This is a genomic window from Mycobacterium lacus, assembly GCF_010731535.1.
Lineage (GTDB): Bacteria > Actinomycetota > Actinomycetes > Mycobacteriales > Mycobacteriaceae > Mycobacterium > Mycobacterium lacus.
In genome coordinates this window covers 1,415,244-1,432,635 of record NZ_AP022581.1, presented here as the reverse complement: position 1 = coordinate 1,432,635, position 17,392 = coordinate 1,415,244, and the positions used below count along the sequence as shown (strand labels likewise).

15 protein-coding genes are annotated in these 17,392 nt (G+C 64.6%); 6 read left to right on the top strand and 9 right to left on the bottom strand.

The window, feature by feature from the left end; all coding sequences use genetic code 11:
* Positions 1-117 precede the first annotated feature (117 nt).
* Positions 118-870: a GAP family protein gene (locus G6N24_RS06745; protein ID WP_085162520.1), complete on the bottom strand. Its 753-nt coding sequence runs from the start codon at positions 868-870 to the stop codon at positions 118-120.
* 417 nt (positions 871-1,287) lie between these two features.
* On the opposite strand from G6N24_RS06745, the gene G6N24_RS06740 reads away from it, so the two are divergent.
* Entirely contained in the window at positions 1,288-2,238 is a 951-nt protein-coding gene (locus G6N24_RS06740) for a glycosyltransferase family 2 protein (protein ID WP_085162521.1), read from the top strand.
* 14 nt (positions 2,239-2,252) lie between these two features.
* Here the strand turns inward: G6N24_RS06740 and G6N24_RS06735 are convergent, their stop codons facing one another.
* Genes G6N24_RS06735 through G6N24_RS06725 form a run of 3 tightly spaced genes read right to left on the bottom strand, consistent with a single transcriptional unit; the run spans position 2,253 to position 5,237 of the window.
* Positions 2,253-3,338 (bottom strand): rhamnan synthesis F family protein, encoded by a 1,086-nt coding sequence (locus tag G6N24_RS06735; protein ID WP_163745436.1) that lies wholly within the window; start codon positions 3,336-3,338, stop codon positions 2,253-2,255.
* A 43-nt stretch (positions 3,339-3,381) separates the two neighbouring features.
* Positions 3,382-4,446: a rhamnan synthesis F family protein gene (locus tag G6N24_RS06730; RefSeq protein WP_163745435.1), complete on the bottom strand. Its 1,065-nt coding sequence runs from the start codon at positions 4,444-4,446 to the stop codon at positions 3,382-3,384.
* Complete coding sequence (locus G6N24_RS06725; protein ID WP_163745434.1) at positions 4,446-5,237, bottom strand: class I SAM-dependent methyltransferase; 792 nt, start codon at positions 5,235-5,237, stop codon at positions 4,446-4,448. Before G6N24_RS06725 ends, G6N24_RS06730 begins: the two co-directional genes overlap by 1 nt.
* 445 nt (positions 5,238-5,682) lie before the next feature.
* Here G6N24_RS06725 and G6N24_RS06720 point away from each other — a divergent pair, with 445 nt between their 5' ends.
* From G6N24_RS06720 to G6N24_RS06705, 4 genes are all read left to right on the top strand, one after another.
* Positions 5,683-6,684 carry a glycosyltransferase gene (locus G6N24_RS06720; protein ID WP_169716102.1) on the top strand — a complete coding sequence of 334 codons (1,002 nt, stop codon included), beginning with the start codon at positions 5,683-5,685 and terminating at the stop codon, positions 6,682-6,684.
* 196 nt (positions 6,685-6,880) lie between these two features.
* Positions 6,881-8,014 (top strand): polysaccharide pyruvyl transferase family protein, encoded by a 1,134-nt coding sequence (locus G6N24_RS06715; RefSeq protein WP_163745433.1) that lies wholly within the window; start codon positions 6,881-6,883, stop codon positions 8,012-8,014.
* 27 nt (positions 8,015-8,041) lie between these two features.
* Complete coding sequence (locus G6N24_RS06710) at positions 8,042-8,611, top strand: class I SAM-dependent methyltransferase (RefSeq protein ID WP_085162527.1); 570 nt, start codon at positions 8,042-8,044, stop codon at positions 8,609-8,611.
* Positions 8,612-8,660: 49 nt separating this feature from the next.
* The gene (locus G6N24_RS06705; RefSeq protein ID WP_085162528.1) at positions 8,661-9,338 is read left to right on the top strand and encodes a class I SAM-dependent methyltransferase; all 678 of its coding nucleotides are present in this window, start codon (positions 8,661-8,663) and stop codon (positions 9,336-9,338) included.
* A 13-nt stretch (positions 9,339-9,351) separates the two neighbouring features.
* On the opposite strand, the gene G6N24_RS06700 is transcribed toward G6N24_RS06705, so the two are convergent.
* Complete coding sequence (locus tag G6N24_RS06700) at positions 9,352-10,023, bottom strand: TylF/MycF/NovP-related O-methyltransferase (RefSeq protein ID WP_085162554.1); 672 nt, start codon at positions 10,021-10,023, stop codon at positions 9,352-9,354.
* Positions 10,024-10,058: 35 nt separating this feature from the next.
* Entirely contained in the window at positions 10,059-12,284 is a 2,226-nt protein-coding gene (locus G6N24_RS06695; RefSeq protein WP_163745432.1) for a PE family protein, read from the bottom strand.
* 211 nt (positions 12,285-12,495) lie between these two features.
* Between G6N24_RS06695 and G6N24_RS06690 the strand changes: the two genes are divergently transcribed.
* Positions 12,496-12,708, top strand: a complete 213-nt coding sequence (locus G6N24_RS06690; protein WP_085162993.1) for a dodecin — start codon at positions 12,496-12,498, stop codon at positions 12,706-12,708.
* 13 nt (positions 12,709-12,721) lie between these two features.
* Here G6N24_RS06690 and lipL read toward each other — a convergent pair whose 3' ends face one another.
* The 3 genes from lipL to scpA form a co-directional block, all read right to left on the bottom strand.
* Positions 12,722-14,008: an esterase/beta-lactamase LipL gene (gene lipL / locus G6N24_RS06685; protein ID WP_085162994.1), complete on the bottom strand. Its 1,287-nt coding sequence runs from the start codon at positions 14,006-14,008 to the stop codon at positions 12,722-12,724.
* 64 nt (positions 14,009-14,072) lie between these two features.
* Positions 14,073-15,062 carry a methylmalonyl Co-A mutase-associated GTPase MeaB gene (gene meaB / locus G6N24_RS06680; RefSeq protein WP_085162995.1) on the bottom strand — a complete coding sequence of 330 codons (990 nt, stop codon included), beginning with the start codon at positions 15,060-15,062 and terminating at the stop codon, positions 14,073-14,075.
* Between the two features lie 82 nt (positions 15,063-15,144).
* Positions 15,145-17,388 (bottom strand): methylmalonyl-CoA mutase, encoded by a 2,244-nt coding sequence (scpA, locus tag G6N24_RS06675; protein WP_085162996.1) that lies wholly within the window; start codon positions 17,386-17,388, stop codon positions 15,145-15,147.
* Positions 17,389-17,392: the final 4 nt, after the last annotated feature.

Genomic DNA, 17,392 nt, shown 5'->3' with positions numbered 1-17,392 from the left:
ACGGGCATACATTCGTGTATCTCCCTGGCCGGGCTGACAACTCAAGACGAGTTGCGTGAAGCCGCTTCACGCACGTTCGACGAATCGGACTGACGGCAGAGATCGACTAGCTGCGGCTCAAAGGCCGGCCACGCCCTGGACCAGCATGATGGAACCCATTACCACAAGCAGCGTCAGGGTGATCTGCCGACGATGGGCGCGTAGCCAGCAGTCGATCCGCCTCAGCACGGCTTCGGTCTGGCGTGGAACCACCAAGTGGGCTACCAGCGGAATTTCGATGACCGTGAGCACCAACAGAATGAACACGAGGAATGCGCTGACCTGTACACCGAGGCCCGCTCCCGAGGCCATGATGACGGTCAGCGCCGCCACGGTCTCGATGGGCGGGGCCGACGATGTGAGGCCGACGATGAACGCCGGCCAAACAAAGCCGCCGCGCGTGAGCATGTTGTGGCTAACGGCGGCCATTCGGGCAATCAGGCCGGGTCGATCCGGTTGCAGCAGCACGGCCGGAGCACCGCCGGCGCCGACCGGGACCTGTGCTCGTACTCGCTCGCGGGCCACCATGTGGATCGCGATCGCCAGCGCGATCACGCCGAAGGTGAGCTGAAGCCGGCTGCCCGCAAGGACTACCACGGCGGACCTGAATTCATTGGTCACCGACGCCGCGGTTTGAATGGCCACAACCGCGATATCGCGGAGGAATACCAATACCGCCACCGCAAGCGCGACACCCGCCACCATGCCCCCGAGCCAGAAGGCGAACAAATTCAGCATGGGTTGCCGCCGCGTGACCAAGACGGCCGCAAGGCCAAGACGGATGGGGTCGGTGGCCATGACCAAGCCCAAGAACAGCACGCTATTCCACATCACCGGGGACGTTACTCGGCGGCGGCGTATCTCGTGGCGTTACTGGCGAATTGGTACATCCGGCTTTTGAACAGCTACACCCGCCCACCACTCGGCCAGTTCGCCGTCGCGGGCGGCGAACTGGAGCGACGGGTTTGCCCAGTCCAACGGCTCACCGTCAAGGAGCGGTCTTGGTGACGCATCGTTAACAGCGGCGAAACAATTGCGGCCGTGTGACCTGCGCCGGGAATCCCCGCCAACGGCCATCCGGGCGGGTTTGCGCAGGGCTATGCTAAGGCGGCTTTGCCGGAAGGACAGAAGGGGTAGCCGTGCGCCAAGGCGACAGAGCCGCCAAGGGTCCCGGCAGGGGGGATGGGGCTGCCACAGCAAACGGGGTGGCACGGTGCGCCGCCCGCTGATGGATCGGACTCGGTAGCTATGCGCCCCAACGATGTTGACGAGTTGCCTGCGCAACCCACCGTCTCCGTGTGCGTACCCATGTACAACAACGGCACTTCGATCGTTCGTTGTCTACGTAGCATCCTGGATCAGGATGGCGTTGAGTTCGAGATACTGGTCGTTGACGACGATTCCTCAGACGATTGCGCCGCCATCGCCGCAACGATGCTCAGAAACGGAGACCGGCTGATACGCAACGAATCTCGAGTCGGACTCAATGGGAACCACAACAAGTGCATCGAACTCGCGCGCGGCAGCTGTATCCAGTTCGTCCACGGCGATGACTGGTTGCTCCCCGGAGCCCTGCAGACACTCGCCGCATGTTTCGACGATCCGGCTGTCGGACTCGCTTTCGCGCCCCGGCGGGTGTTGAACCGTGACGTTCCATGGTGGTCGCGAACGGTGGGCAAGCCCCATATCTTCTTTGTGAAGCTCCGCGAATACAACCAGGGCCCACCACTGGTTACTCAGATGATGTTGATGGGCGCCGGCAGCAATTGGATAGGCGAACCGACCAGCGTGATGTTCCGGCGCCAGCTGGCACTCGACGTCGGATGCTTTCGAGACGACATCTATCAGCTCGTCGACTTGGACTTGTGGCTCCGCTTGATGTTGCGGTCGGCGGTCTGTTTTGTGCCACAGGAGCTGTCCGTGCGCACTCAAACGGGTGGCACCGAATCGGTGCGCAACGCCAAGACCCGGCGAGGCTGGCTGGACCAGCTACGCATTCTCACCTGGCTGATCGTGGACCCGGCCTCGACCACGGTGATTCGGAACGCCGCCCGGGCTTGGTGGTTGGTTGTCTGGCTGATGCTGTACCTACTCGTCGCGGTGTTCGGGCCACAGCGGTGGTCGCGGCTGAAAACCTTGGCGCGCGCACCCGTTCACGAGTTCGCCCACGCTCACCGGTTGGCTGACCGGCTCTCGTGACCCGCCGCGCTGAGCTATGGGCGCGGCCAACGGCGGGAAGTCATCGGGCGGTTGGCGCCACGAACAGGCGCGGTCAGATCCAGGATCGCGTCGACGAGCCTATCCGCCATGATGGTGTGACGGGCGGGCCGCACCCACGCAGGCTCGCCGCAGCCCAGCCTGTCGACGTTCGATTGGATGAGTTCGTACGGGTAACTGGTGTGCCGCCCGATGAAGTCCGCTAGGTCCGCCATGGAGTGGTGCCACGGCGTGTTGTAGCGCGGCAGGACCGTCTTGAGGAACGGGAACCGCAGGTGTTCGATCAGGCCGTCCCAAAAGTAAATGGTGTTGTTGAGGGACATGGAGAACCTGCTGGCCCACTGATGCCCCGGCGAGCGCCCGTAAGTTGCTTTGATGGTGTCCGCGGAGACGAACGGTTTGATGCGAAGCCCGGCTTTACGGGCGCGCCTGGACAAGCCGATCTCGTATCGCCAGATAAGCACGCGTTTGTGGACGATGTACTGGAAGCCGTTCCAGAAGTCGTTGAGGAAGGGGCGGGTGCGCGAGTTGAGATCCCAGGCCAGAAAAAAAGACTGGAGGTGGGCGTTCAATAGCTCGGTGCTTTCGATGGCGCCGTACATGTCGGCATCGTGAAACGAGCCCCACATCTCTTCGATGGGAAACAACGGCCCGTACACGCTGTCGTTGGCGATCACGAGGCGGTCGAACTGATCCAGCGACCAGCCGCGCCGCCGCAGGATGCACCAGGCGAGATGCCACGAGCCGAAGTCCAGCGACAGCGTGCGCCGGGTGTAAATGCCGGCACACAACTCGCGGATGGGAGCCACCGACTCCGGCGTGAGGCTGGGCGAGCCGGAGACGAAAACGATCGTGGCTCCCAACCCGTGCAGCGCCTCCAGGTAGTAGGCGACGTAGGGATCGACAACACCCTGGGGATCGAAGTGTGCGAACAAGACCAGCGTGCGCCGATCGGGCGGAGGCTGCGCCGGCAGCTCCCGGTGGGTTTCGCACACGAAGCCCAAGGCGTCGCCATCCCGGCGGTAGCGCATCGCGGCCCTCGTACGCTCGGCTTCCCTGCGCAGCGTGTCACGGAGTTTCACGGCGACTCCCATAGCAATTTCGAAGCGCTGAATCGGGTTGCCATCACACGCTGTGGGCCTCGAGCCATATTCGGATTCGCTGGGCGGTGTCGCTTGGCCTGACCCAGGTAGCCTCTCCAAGGCCGAGCCGGTCCACGTTCGATTGGATGAGTTCGTATGGGTACGCGGTGTGCTGCTCGATGAACTCGCGCAGACGCGGGATGGAGTCCTGCCACGGTGTGTTGTGGCGGGGCAAGCTCGTCTTGAGAAATGGGAACCGCAGATGCTCGATCAAGCCGTCCCAAAAGAAAATGGCGTTGTTGACGGATCGCCTGTTGGACAACACCGTGGCGCGCTCATGCGCCGGCGAGAGCGGATACGTCGCTTTGATGGCGGCCGCGGAGAGGAATGGTTTGAGGCTGAGTCCTGCTGTGCGAGCACCCGTGGACAAGCCGACCTCGTACCGCCGGATGAGGAGGAGCTTGTCGATCGTGTACTGGAAGCCCTCCCAGACGTCGTTGAGGAAGGAGCGGGTGCGCGAGTTGAGGTCCCAGGCGAGAAAAAAGGATTGGAGGTGGGGGTGCTGCACGGTGCTTTCGATGGCGCCGTACATGTCGGCATCGTGAAACGAGCCCCACATCTCTTCGATGGGAAACAACGGCCCGTACACGCTGTCGTTGGCGATCACGAGGCGGTCGAACTGATCCAGCGACCAGCCGCGCCGCCGCAGGATGCACCAGGCGAGATGCCACGAGCCGAAGTCCAGCGACAGCGTGCGCCGGGTGTAAATGCCGGCACACAACTCGCGGATGGGAGCCACCGACTCCGGCGTGAGGCTGGGTGAGCCGGAGACGAAAACGATCGTGGCTCCCAACCCGTGCAGCGCCTGTAGGTAGTAGACGACGTAGGGATCGACAACACCCTGGGGATCGAAGTGTGCGAACAAGACCAGCGTGCGCCGATCGGGCGGAGGCTGCGCCGGCAGCTCCCGGTGGGTTTCGCACACGAAGCCTAAAGCGTCGCCGTCTCGGCGGTAGCGCTGAGCAGCCCGGTACGAGCTGCGCTCGGTTTCGTTGCGGAGCCTGTTCAGCAGTGCACCGGTGATCTCAGACGCTCGGTGATGGATCATCATTCGGAGGCGAGATCGGCCTCGAGATTCTTCGTTGCGAGGGCGAAGAAGTCGGTCTTGGTGGTCGTGATGTCCACGATCGCAAAGCCCACGTGATCGAGCACTTGCTCGATCAGGGGAACATCAAAAACGTGATGATGAAGAGTTCGGTTCTGATAATTTTTCAGGCTGCGTGCCCTAAATTGTTCCGGGGTGCCCGCGGGCGGGTCCATGCTCAGGTCGTGCAGCGTCAAGATTTCATCCAGGTGGGTGAGATCATCCTCCCCGACATCGCGGGTGAAGTCGTCGAGCAGATGGTCGAACTTCGTGACCGGGCGCCGGTGGTCGAAGTTGCTTTTCTGGTTGGGAAGAACCAATACCAGGGCGCCACCACCTTTGATCACCCGTCGCCATTCCGTAAGAGCTTTGATGGGGTTGGCAACGTGCTCCAGACAGTTCGAAGACAGCAGGAAATCGTATTGCGCAGTTGGGATTCCGCTGAGGTCAGTCGCTTCGGAAATGAATTGATGGCCGGATCTATCGCCACCATAGTTGAACTTCCCGCCGGCCTCGATGCGACCCTCCCAGACCGTATCGGCGGAGAAGTTGACTCCATCCAGTCCGCCAACGAATTGATAGAGCGGCAGCACGGTTTTGAACAATGCACTGGGGCCGCCGATCTCGATTCCGTATTTGTTCTCAACGAACGACTGATATTTCTGACGAAAGGGCAGTCGCCATCGCGAATACTTCATGACATTGAACAGGTCAACGGGCGACTTCGGCGCGAACTCTTTAACTGTCCCCAGCATCATTTTCCTTTTCGATCACAAAGAGCTGACGAGGGCGCTCAAGCGGACATGGGTGCGCGCGAGCGTCCGACGCGCGCCACCGGCCGCGCCCGGACGGCAGCGATCGTGCCCCGTCGCACATCGAACGCTGGTTTCCACACATACTCCCCCGGCCGTCCACGACGGGGCGCCGGACCTTGCATCCCAGGTTTCCCGTCGCACGAAGTTTTGCAGATTACGCCGGTCGTTGTGGCGAGAATTCGGTGATTGGCCCGGACGCACATGGGCTGCCGACGCCATCGCTATGCTTCGCGAGGAACATTTGCATCCAATTCTTCGTGGCGAACCCCGAACTCGTAGAGTTGGCCGACCTGCCCGACATGGCTCACGACGTCGCACGGATCCTGGCCGTCGCGCAGGAAGGGAGCTCACAGTGACCGACAAGACAGCAGCGAACCCACCCAAGGTGAGCGTGGTGTCGACCACCTACAACCAGCAGGCCTACGTCCGCCAGACGTTCGACGGCGTTGTCGCCCAGCAGACCGACTTCCCGGTGGAAATTGTCGTCGCCGACGATGCGTCGACCGATGCCACGCCAGCGATAATCCGGGAGTACGCTGACCGCCACCCGCACCTGTTCCGGCCGATCTTCCGGTCCGAGAACGTCGGCTACAAGGCGAACCTGATCGGCGCCTTCGCGGCTACCCGCGGCGAGTACGTCGCGTGGTGCGAGGGGGACGACTACTGGACCGATCCGACGAAGCTCAGCAAGCAGGTGGCGTTCCTCGACCGGCATCCGGAGACGACGGTGTGCTTCCATCCGGTGCGGGTGGTCTGGGAAGGCGGCCAGGCCGACGATTACGAGTTCCCACCGGTCTACTGGCGCCGCGACCTGAGCCTGGAGGAGCTGCTAAGGCGGAACTTCATCCAGAACACCTCGGTCATGTACCGCCGCCTCCGGCGCTACGACGACGTCCCGGCCGCCAGCGCGTGTGTCGACTACTACCTGCACGTACTGCACGCAGTCCACGGCGACATCGCCATGCTGCCGGAGACGATGGCCGTCTACAGACGCCATCATGAGGGCATGTTTTCCGACGCGGTCGTGGACCCCGCGAAGTTCTGGCTGTCGCATGGTCTCGGGCATGCGGCGACGTTCGACGTGATGCTTGGGTTGTTCTCCGAGGATCCCGCGCGCGAGGAGATCCTGGGCGAGCAGGTCGACTACATCCTCCGCCAGATCGCGAAGGTACCGGGCCCGGAGGGTCGCGCCGTGCTCCTGGACGCCATCGCGCAGCACCCGAGGTTCGCGATGGCGGCCCTGCGGCACCACTGGGCCCAGACTGCCTGGCGACGGCTCAAGAGCAGGCTCGCCACCGAAATGTCGGACTGGAGGGCGCAGGTGTATGTCCACTCCGCCCGAATCAGGCGTCAGCTGGGAAGGGTCAGGGGTCGCGTCCCCGGATAGGCAGGCACAGCCCCTTCGAACGCCCCGCGCAATTTTCGACCATGGATGCAGCCGACCCGCTAGGCTGCTGATGACTTCAGGCACTAGAAGTCGATTTCGATGCGGGGGGCCCATGGTGTGCGGGCAGTGGATCCGCGCGCGATCTGCAGCATGCCCCGCCCGCCTCGGATTCGAGGATCTTGAGGAGGACGTTGTCGTGCGGATACTGGTCGACCAGAGCGGATACGAGCTGCTCAACCTGGGTGACGTTGCGATGCTTCAGGTATGCGTCGGCCGGCTCAAAAATCTCTGGCCGAACGCCGACATTGACGTGCTGACGCGCTCACCGCAACGGCTGAGGCAGTTCTGTCCGGGCGCTACCGCGGTCACGCCGGACATCTCCCCTCGCAAGTCCCGCCGTTCCGACTCGCGCCGACTCCCCGGGGCCCTATGGCGTGCGGATCTCGTCGTATCCAGCGGCGGCGGGTTCATCAACGACGTCTTCTGGTTTCACGGGAAGCGGGTCCTGACCCTCCTGAGCCTGGCGCAGCGACTCGGTAAGCCGACCGCAATGTTCAGCCAGGGCATTGGGCCGCTAACCCATCCAAAGCTCACCCGCCTGGTCACGCGCATCATGCCACGGCTTCTCGTCATCGGCCTTCGCGAAGGATTGGGCTCCGTTCCCGTGTTGCGAGCTCGTCGAGTGAACCCAGAGCTCATTCACGTGACGGGGGACGACGCACTCCTCTTGGCGACGACCCCGGAACGACCACCAACGGGGACCGCCATTGGCCTCAACATGCGGGTCGCTCCGTACAGTGAGATCGACAGCGGCCTCGCCAGCCGAGCCGGCGTGGTTACCGCTGAATCAGCCAGTCGCCGTGGCGTAACCGCCTTACCGTTACCGGTGTCGCGCTACCAAACTACGTTCGACCTGGACGCCATACAGAACGGAGCTTCAGGCAGGGAGAACGGTGCGCGGCGCGACGCCGACGACATCCTCACGCCGGAGGAACTCGCCGAGCGTGCCGCCCGCTGCCGGGTGGTCGTCACAGCGAGTTACCACGCCGCCGTCTTTGGTCTCGCCGCTGGAGTACCCGCGGTTTGCGTGACCAATTCGCGCTACTACGACCTCAAGTTCGCGGGCCTCGGCGCGCAGTTCCCGGGTGGCTGTCATATCGTGCGACCGGGGCCATGCTTCGAGCGCGAGCTGTCGGACGCCATCGATCGTGCTTGGGACGCTAGCGAATCCGATCGCGACCACATGCATTCGGCGGCTAAAGCGCAGATCGCGCAGGCAGATCATGTCTATACCCGGTTCAAGTCGCTAGTCGCGGCGACCGCGACCTAGGTCAATGCGCAGTAGGGAGCCTGCACCGTGCTGAGGGGACTCGCCACGTTTCTCCGGAAGACCGACTACCAGCGCTGGTCCGATCCCACCAGCTTCGAGGCGTCGTGGGAGCCCCGGACCGCGCGGGCCGCCGAGCTGGTGCCAAACCGCAGTCGTGTCATCGAGTTTGGAGCGGGCAATCGAACCCTCGAGCAATCCCTCGACCCGTCTTGCGCCTATGTGCCATCCGACATCGTCGACCGGGGGCCGGGGACTCTCGTTTGCAATCTCAACGAGAGGCCGCTGCCAGACCTGGGCGCCGGCGTTTACGACGTCGCCGTGATGCTGGGGGTGCTGGAATACCTGCGCGACGTGCCCTCGGTGCTCGATTGGCTGGCGAAGCAGATCCCGGTCTGCGTGGTCTCGTATGTTTGCTTGGAATCCCAACGGTATTCGCTGCGTGGCATGCGCGAGACTCGTGGGCGTCTGCGGGGTGGTTGGATGAACAACTATCGCGAACACGAGCTTCGCTCACTCTTCCAAGAACGAGGCTATGAACAACTCTCGGTGGAGAGCTGTATCGGCAATCGGTTGTTCGTTTTTTCGCAGCGCCGCTGAGGCGGTGGCCACCCGTACAGCCGATGTATCCGATATATAAGCTTTCGTCGTGGTCCGGCGCTTGCTTGTCTTCCCGACGCTGTTCAGTTCTTCACGTTGGCACCTGGACCGATGGATCGCCGAAGCCGGCCGGGTGGGTACCGGCAAGTCGTTCCGTGTGCTGGACGCCGGGGCGGGAATTGCGCCGTATCGCAAGCACTTCGAGCATGTCACGTACGAGACTGCCGACTTCGGCGAGGTCGACAAGGAGTACTCTCATCTCGACTACGTTTGTCGGCTCGAGGAACTCCCGATGGCTGACGAGACGTATGATCTCGTGCTCTGCAGCCAGGTGTTGGAGCACATCCCCGATCCGCTGCCCGTCCTTCGCGAGATCAGGCGCGTACTGAAGCCTGGTGGGCAAGCGTGGCTCAGCGCACCGCTCTGCTACGAAGAACACGAGGTGCCCTATGACTTCTATCGCTATACGCAGTTCGCATGGCGGCACATGGCCGCCGAAGCCGGCTTCACCGTGGAGTCACTCGAATGGCTTGAGGGGTACTACGGCACCATCAGCTATCAGCTGATGATGGCAAGCAATAACTTGCCGATGATATGGCTGCCCGTTCAACTCGTCTTTTTCGTGCTGTCCTTGGTTTTCGGGTTCCTGGACACCAGATTCAAGATCACCGGCATGGGCATGCCGAAGAACTACCGCTGCGTGCTGCGACGGCCTGGCCCCGACTAGGGCGGTCGCTCGGCTATCCGACGGCGGCAGCGTAGCCGAGCACCAGATGACCCGCCTCCCGCACGGTCGTGAATCCGGGATACGCGTTGAGGTGTTCGTCGGTGGCCTTCTTGGCGCCACCGTAGACGAAATAGTCGTCGATAATCACCCGCGCGCCCGTCGTCAGCCAGGGCGTGATCCGTTCCAGGCAGAGCTTGACGGGGTCATACCAGTCACAGTCTAGGTGCGCCAAAGCGATCGGCCAGTCGGGGTTCAACGTGTCCTCGAACAGCCCCGGGTGCAGGTGCGGCCGCACACCGTACCTGGTGAACGATGCGGACACCCGGGGCAGCAGATCGCCCAGGTATCCGTAATACGTGTCCCCGGCTAACCCCTCGGACTGGCCGGAGGCGATCACCGCATACCGCTCGTGTGCCTCGGACGGGTCATCCGGCCCCGGCGGAGGAATTTGGCCGAACACGTCGTAGCCGTGAAATTCTCGGTCTTTGAGGGCTCTGGCGAGTAAGATTCCCGAGCCTCCCAGGGCGACACCGCACTCGATGACCGCTCCCGGCACGCCGCGGACTTCGTCGGCGGCAAGCTTCAAACTGGCGAGCCTTTCGTAACTCAGATAGGTGAGATGGTTCCTGCGGATTTTCCTCGCCAATCCCCCGGCAGCCAACGCGCTGCGAAGCTCGGTAAGCATCACATGAGTGTAGGTATCGCTCGCACGCGACGGCGTCATTTCAACGACTCGAGGATTGCCCCCACCCACGAAGGATGCACGATTTGGTAGGTGAAGGAAGCGGTATAGATGCCGATGTTATTGACCATTTGCTGAGCGGCGCCGCCCGTCGCGCCGTTCAGCCAGTTGCTGAGGTCGGTAGCCGCCGATGCGAAGAATTCGGCACGCGCTTCACCGCACTGTTGCGCCAAGGCCGGATCGAGCTGTGTCAGCGCATTCATCAGCACGGGCACATTGGCGTGGGCGAGCGGCGGCAACCCATAGTAGGCCAGAGCGGCGTTGATTCCGGCCGCGTTGCTCTGGTCTAAGCCCACAAGAACGTTGACGGGGTCGAGGTTCGGGAACAGCCCGAACGGGGTCACCTCGTTCGCGTATGTCGTTGGGGCGAAAGGATCGTCGTAACCCAAATCGACAACGTACTTCAAGGTCGGCTGCGTCAAATCGATAAACGGCTCGACGACCGGCCGCAGGATCGGCACCGCCTGCTGCAGCTGATTCAGCGGCTCCAGGAGCGGCAGGGTCTCGCTCGGGATCATGTAGTAGGTGGTGTTGCCGTTGTAGCCCGGCGACGTCGCCAGTTGTTGTGCGCTGGCAAGTTGTTCGGGCGTCAGCGACGCGTAGCCCAGGTGCGCGTAGGCCATTCCCATGCCCGCATTGATGTCTGCCAGGAGGTTGATGGGATAGCGGGGGAAGTGCGCGAAGCCGTCGTACTGGATGGTGTAAATGTCGGTTTGGAACGGGGTATTCGGGTTGGTCGGTGCGAACACGCTCGGCAGACCCGGGGTGCCGAATTGTCGCGCATATAAGCCCCCGTTGGGATTGTTGGGATCGCCCAGCAGCACGAAGTGCACCGATGTGGGATCGACGCCGGCCTGTGCGAGTGCGTCCATTTCCAGCGAGGCGATAGTGGCGCTTTGGGAGTAGCCGAGGACGACGATGTCTTGTCCCGCATAGGTCTGGGTGATCGCGATGTGCAACGCCTTCACGCCTTCGTCGATCGACTGGGTGAGGCTCAGGTCGAAAAGCCCGGTGTTCGGCGCGGATTGCTCGGGGGTTGCCAGGCCGATGGAGTTGATCGGCCCGTACAACGGATTGATGAATCGGCTGACGACGCCGTCAAAGAACGCCGGAGTCGGCAGCCCGGAGCGCAGCGTGCCGCCGTCGAGCCCGGTGCCGCCCATGATGAGCGCAATCGGGCCGCCGCCGCTTGCGGGCGCGGACACGGTGCCGGTGCCCCCGCCGCCATTGGCGCCGGGACTGCCGCCGAACGTGCCGACGGCGGCCCCGCCACCGCCGCCCGGTCCGGCCCCCTGAGCGCCAGCGCCGCCATTGCCACCTGCGCCGCCGTCGCCGTACAGTATGCCGCCATTGCCACCGGTTCCGCCCGGCCCGCCGACGCCCAGGGGGTTGGCGGTGTTGACTCCGCCGGCCCCGCCGGCCCCGCCGGCACCGAAGAATCGCGCGTTGCCGCCGAGCCCACCGGGGCCGCCGTAGCCAATGCTGCCGTCCAGAGCGGCACCGCCGGTGCCCCCGGCCCCGCCGGTGCCGTAGATCAGCCCGCCCAGGCCCCCGGGTCCGCCCGTGCCGGGCGGGGCGGCGGCCGTCCCCGCCCCACCGGTTCCGCCCGCCCCGCCGATGCCGAACAGCCCGGCGTTGCCGCCGAGCCCGCCATTGCCGCCGGGTCCGCCGGTCCCACCGGTTCCGCCGTTGCCGAAGAGCCCGGCGGCTCCCCCGTTGCCGCCGGCGACCCCGACGTTCGTGCTGTTTCCCCCGTTGCCCCCGTTTCCGTACAGGATCCCGCCGGCCCCGCCGGGCTGGCCCACCCCGTTGACGGTTGTCCCGTTGGCGCCGTCGCCGATCAGCGGGCGTCCCAGCAGCGCACGAGTGGGCGCGTTGACCGCGTTCAGCACATCCTGCTGGGCCGTCTGAAGCAGCGACGCGTTGGCGGCCTCGGCGGCGGCGTACGCCCCGGCGCCCGCGTTCAGCGCCTGCACCAACTGACCGTGAAACGCGGCCGCCTGGACGCCGAGGGCCTGATATTCCTGGGCGTACGCGCCGAACAACCGTGCGATGGCCGCCGAGATCTCGTCCTTGGCGGCCGGCACCAATTCCGTGGTCAGGGCCGCAGCGGCGGCGTTGGCGTCGTCGATCGCGGAACCGATATTCACCAAATCCGCGGCCGCCGCCGCCACCGTTTCCGGGGTGGCGATCACAAACGACACCGCGCCCTCCCTCGAACGATGACGATCCGCTACGCCCGGCCCCCACCAGCGCACTTCGTCGGAGCAGATCCTACCGTGATCCCGGGTACGCTCTGGCGCGTTTGAAAAGGTCCGGCGCGGCGCCGAGTCCTGGTTGTCGTTGACGGCGTTTTGCACCCACTTGATGTCTCTCCTGGCCTACTGTTCACCGCAGATCCGAGAAAGGGACGCGATGAGCAATCACACCTACCGCGTGATCGAGATCGTCGGAACCTCACCCGACGGAGTGGACGCGGCAATCCGCGGCGGCCTGGCCCGAGCGGCGCAGACAATGCGCGGCCTGGACTGGTTCGAGGTGGGCTCGATTCGCGGCCACCTGGTGGATGGAGCTATCGGCCATGTCCAGGTGACGATGAAGGTCGGCTTCCGCCTGGAAGACTCGTAGCCCCCAGGGCGAGTCAGCCCGCGACGGCTCCGGGCTCGCGGAACGGCGACCCGAACTCGGCCACCGGCTCGAAGCCGCGCTTGCGGGCTTTCGCGGCGGCCCTGCGGATCAGGGCGTAGAGTGCGGCGAACCCGGCGTGGTCGGTCAACACGAACGGTGTCAGCAACCGGTTGTGCACCAACGCAAACGCCACCCCCGTCGCGGGGTCGGTCCACCCGACCGACCCGCCCATCCCGGCATGACCGAAGCCCGGCATCACGTTCCCGAAGGGCACACTGTGGTAGCCCAGGTGGAATGCCAACGGCACCAAGAGGTTCCGATCCGGCCGGAGGTCTCGCCGGCCGGTCAGACCCGCGACCAGCTCAGGTGACAGGAATTGGGTGCCGTCGATCTGGCCACCGTTGGCAATCGCTCCGTACATCCGTGCGAGCGCACGAGCCGTCACCACCCCGTTAGCGGCCGGAATCTCGGCGTCCAGCAACGGAATATCACCCTGGACCGCGGCCATCATGCCCGGGAAGTACATGGAGCGGTATCCGCCGGACAGCTGATGGGCGACCCGGTGTGCCACACAGTTGATGATCGGATTGCCAACGATGTTCTGCGGCATGATGATCTCGGCGACCCGCGTCGGCGATCCGGCCGGTGGCCGGCCCAGGTGGAAGCCGTCGGTGCGCAGCGGCTCGGCGAGTTCTTCGCGGAACAGGACGCGCATGTCCTTTCCGGTGACGGCCCTGGCGAGCCCCGACAACAGCCAACCGTAGGTCAGGGCGTGGTAGGCCGGTTTGCCCAGCAGGCGTCCCGGCGACGCCGCCGCCAGCCGATCCTCCATGAGGACGTGATCCAGCAAGTCTTCCCATTTGGCGCCGCGCAAGCCCGACAAGCCGGCCCGGTGCCTCATCACCTCGCGGACGGTGAGGTCCGACTTGCCGTTGGCACCGAACTCCGGCCAGTAGTGCGCAACCGGAACGTCGTAGTCGATCAGCCCCCGGTCGACGAGCCGGTGGATGACGGTGGAGGCCATTCCCTTGGTCGCCGAGAAGACCATGGGCGCGGTGTCCGCCGACCACGGCACCTCCCCGCGGCGGTCCGACCAGCCGGTCCATAGGTCGACGACGGGCTGACCGTCGAGATACACCGCCAACGCCCCACCACCGAATCGGCGCGCGGGGAACATGCTGGCGAAGAAGCGAACGACGCAACCAAAGTGTGAGTCCGCCGCGCCGGACATACGACGACCCGCGTCGGGGTCATCGTGGGGAGGGACCGCGCGGCGATCGACTCGGGTGTCTACCTTCACAGGCTCGAATTTACTGGTATCCGACACTTGCTTAATGGCAAACAAAGATTAATTTACCTTTCCGTTAGGTCGACGCGACGTCCAGTATTTGCTGGGCCGCCATAGCGGGGGTTAACTCCCCCGCCCGGACCTGGCGCTCCACGTCGGCGCGGATCTTGCGCACCGCGGGGTTTGACAGCACCCGGTCCAGCACCGTGTCGCGGACCATCTGCCAGGTCCAGTCGACTTGCTGATCGCGCCGACGGGTTTCGAACTCTCCAGCTTCGGTCAGCGCCTGACGATGGCGTTCGACCGCGTCCCACACTTGCGTCAGACCGGTCCCCTCCACCGCGCTCATGGTCAGAACGGGTGGTCGCCATAGTGTTTCGCGCGGGTGGATCAGCCTGATCGCCGCCGACAGGTCCCGTGCGGCCAACCGTGCATCAGCCACGTGCTCCCCGTCGGCCTTGTTGACCACTACGATGTCGGCCAGCTCCAGCACGCCTTTCTTGATGCCCTGCAACTGATCACCGGAACGCGCCAGGGTCAGCAAGACGAAGGTGTCGACCATGTTGGCCACCGCCACTTCGGACTGGCCGACGCCCACGGTCTCGATCAGGACCACGTCGAATCCCGCGGCCTCCAACAGGACAATCGCTTCCCGGGTGGCCTTTGCCACCCCGCCCAGCGTGCCCGACGTCGGCGACGGCCGGATGTAGGCATCCGGATGCACTGCCAGGCGCGCCATCCGGGTCTTGTCACCGAGAATCGATCCGCCGGTGCGCGTCGACGACGGGTCGACCGCGAGCACCGCCACCCGATGCCCCCGCTCGATCAGGTAGACGCCGAGCGCCTCGATGGTGGTGGACTTGCCCACCCCGGGAACCCCGGTAATGCCTACCCGAACGGCGTTCCCGGATTCCGGGAGCAATTTCAGCAGCAAGCGCTGAGCCCGCTCACGATGGTCGGCGCGGGTGGATTCCAGCAGGGTGATGGCCCGCGGCAGTGCCGCGCGGTCCCCGCGGCGCACGGCCGCGGCCAATTCCTCGACCGTGTCGTTGTTTTCGGATGTCATGTGACCGCGCCGAGTGTAACCGCACTGCGAAAAATCGCGCGGAATTTCGCAGTGACGCTACGCTCGCGGACTCGGTTCAGCATCAATCCAGTGAGTATCCCAGCCGCTCGGCGAGCTTGTGCAGCAAGCCGATTGCGGCGTCGGCGATCACAGTACCGGGCGGATAGATGGCGGTGGCCCCGGCGGCGTACAGCTCGTCGAAGTCACCGGGTGGGATCACCCCACCGACGACGATCATGATGTCGGGCCTGCCCACCTCGGCCAGCGCGTCGCGCAGCGCCGGCACCAGCGTGAGGTGACCGGCGGCAAGCGAAGACACCCCGATCACGTGCACGTCGTTGTCGGCGGCCTGACGCGCCACCTCCTCGGGCGTGGAGAACAGCGATCCGACGTCGACGTCGAACCCGATGTCGGCGAACGCCGTCGCGATCACCTTCTGACCGCGGTCGTGGCCGTCCTGTCCCATCTTGGCAATCAGGATGCGCGGCCGGCGGCCGTCGGCCTCGGCAAACTTCTCCACGAGCTGGGTGGCTTGAGAAAGGGGGGCGATGTTTCCGCCTCCTTTGACTTCGTCACGGTAGACCCCGGCGATAGTACGGATCTCGGCCTGGTGGCGCCCATAGACCTTCTCCAAGGCGTCGGAGATCTCGCCGACGGTGGCTTTGGCCCTGGCCGCGTCGATGGCCAAGGCAAGCAGGTTGTTGCCCAGTCCAGGTGCGGCGGCGGCACGAGACAGCTCGGCCAACGCGGCGTCGACCGCCGCCTGATCCCGGCTTGCCCGCAGCTCTCGCAATTTGGCCAGCTGCTCGGCGCGCACGCGGCTGTTCTCGACCTTGAGGACCTCGATCTCGTGGTCCTCGTCGACCTGGTACTTGTTGACCCCGATCACCGGCTGCTGGCCGGAGTCGATACGGGCCTGGGTGCGCGCGGCCGCTTCCTCGATGCGCAGCTTCGGGATGCCGTCGCTGATGGCCTGGGCCATGCCACCGTGCTCGGCGACCTCGCGGATGTGTGCCCGGGCCCGTTGCGCCAGTTGATGGGTCAGCCACTCCACGTAGTAGGAGCCCCCCCAGGGGTCGATCGGCCTAGTGGTGCCCGACTCCTGCTGCAACAGCAACTGGGTGTTGCGGGCGATCCGCGCCGAGAAGTCGGTGGGCAATGCCAGCGCCTCGTCCAACGCGTTGGTGTGCAGCGACTGGGTGTGGCCCTGGGTCGCGGCCATGGCCTCGATGCAGGTCCGGGCGACATTGTTGAAAGGGTCCTGGGCGGTGAGCGACCACCCCGACGTCTGCGAGTGGGTGCGCAACGACAGGGATTTGGCGTTCTTGGGTGCAAACTGTGCGACCAGCTCGCTCCACAGCAGCCGGCCGGCCCGCAGCTTGGCCACCTCCATGAAGAAGTTCATCCCGATGCCCCAGAAGAAGGACAGCCGGGGCGCGAACGTGTCGATGTCCAAGCCGGCGTCCAGGCCGGCCTTGATGTAGTCGACGCCGTCGGCGAGGGTGTACGCCAGCTCCAAATCCGCTGTGGCACCCGCTTCTTGGATGTGGTAGCCGGAGATCGAAATGGAGTTGAACTTCGGCATCCTGGCGCTGGTGTAGGCGAAGATGTCGGAGATGATCCGCATCGACGGCTTCGGCGGATAGATGTAGGTGTTGCGGACCATGAATTCTTTGAGGATGTCGTTCTGGATGGTGCCGGCCAACTTCTCCGGCGGCACGCCCTGCTCTTCGGCGGCCACGACGTACAGCGCCAGGATCGGCAGCACGGCGCCGTTCATCGTCATCGACACGCTGACCGCCGATAGGTCGATCCCGTCGAACAACTGCCGCATGTCGAGGATGGAATCGATTGCCACGCCGGCCATTCCGACGTCACCCTGAACCCGGGGGTGGTCGGAGTCGTAGCCGCGGTGGGTGGCCAGGTCGAAGGCAACGGACAGGCCCTTCTGACCGGCGGCCAGGTTGCGGCGGTAAAACGCATTGGAATCCGCGGCGGTGGAGAACCCGGCGTATTGGCGGATGGTCCACGGCTGGTTGACATACATCGTCGGGTAGGGGCCGCGCAGATACGGCGGCTCGCCGGGGAAGCTGTTCAGTGGGTAACCGTCGGCTGCTGCGGCGCGGCGATCGGCGCCAATGTAAACCGGTTTGACCTCGATACCTTCCGGCGTGTGCCACTGCAGCTGATCGGGCGTGTACCCGTGTGCCGACGCGGCGGCCGCGACGTGCTTGTCCACCGCGGCTGCCGAAGCCGGCTGCACGGCCCGGTCGCCGCGCAGCGGGATATCGGCGAAGCTACCGATAGCACGTGTGGGGGTCGTCATCGTG

Coding starts and splice junctions, on each gene's coding strand:
- G6N24_RS06745 (WP_085162520.1), bottom strand. CDS start 870: ATGTGGAATAGCGTGCTGTTCTTGGGCTTGGTCATGGCCACCGACCCC.
- G6N24_RS06740 (WP_085162521.1), top strand. CDS start 1,288: ATGCGCCCCAACGATGTTGACGAGTTGCCTGCGCAACCCACCGTCTCC.
- G6N24_RS06730 (WP_163745435.1), bottom strand. CDS start 4,446: ATGATCCATCACCGAGCGTCTGAGATCACCGGTGCACTGCTGAACAGG.
- G6N24_RS06725 (WP_163745434.1), bottom strand. CDS start 5,237: ATGCTGGGGACAGTTAAAGAGTTCGCGCCGAAGTCGCCCGTTGACCTG.
- G6N24_RS06700 (WP_085162554.1), bottom strand. CDS start 10,023: ATGCTTACCGAGCTTCGCAGCGCGTTGGCTGCCGGGGGATTGGCGAGG.
- G6N24_RS06690 (WP_085162993.1), top strand. CDS start 12,496: ATGAGCAATCACACCTACCGCGTGATCGAGATCGTCGGAACCTCACCC.
- meaB (WP_085162995.1), bottom strand. CDS start 15,062: ATGACATCCGAAAACAACGACACGGTCGAGGAATTGGCCGCGGCCGTG.
- scpA (WP_085162996.1), bottom strand. CDS start 17,388: ATGACGACCCCCACACGTGCTATCGGTAGCTTCGCCGATATCCCGCTG.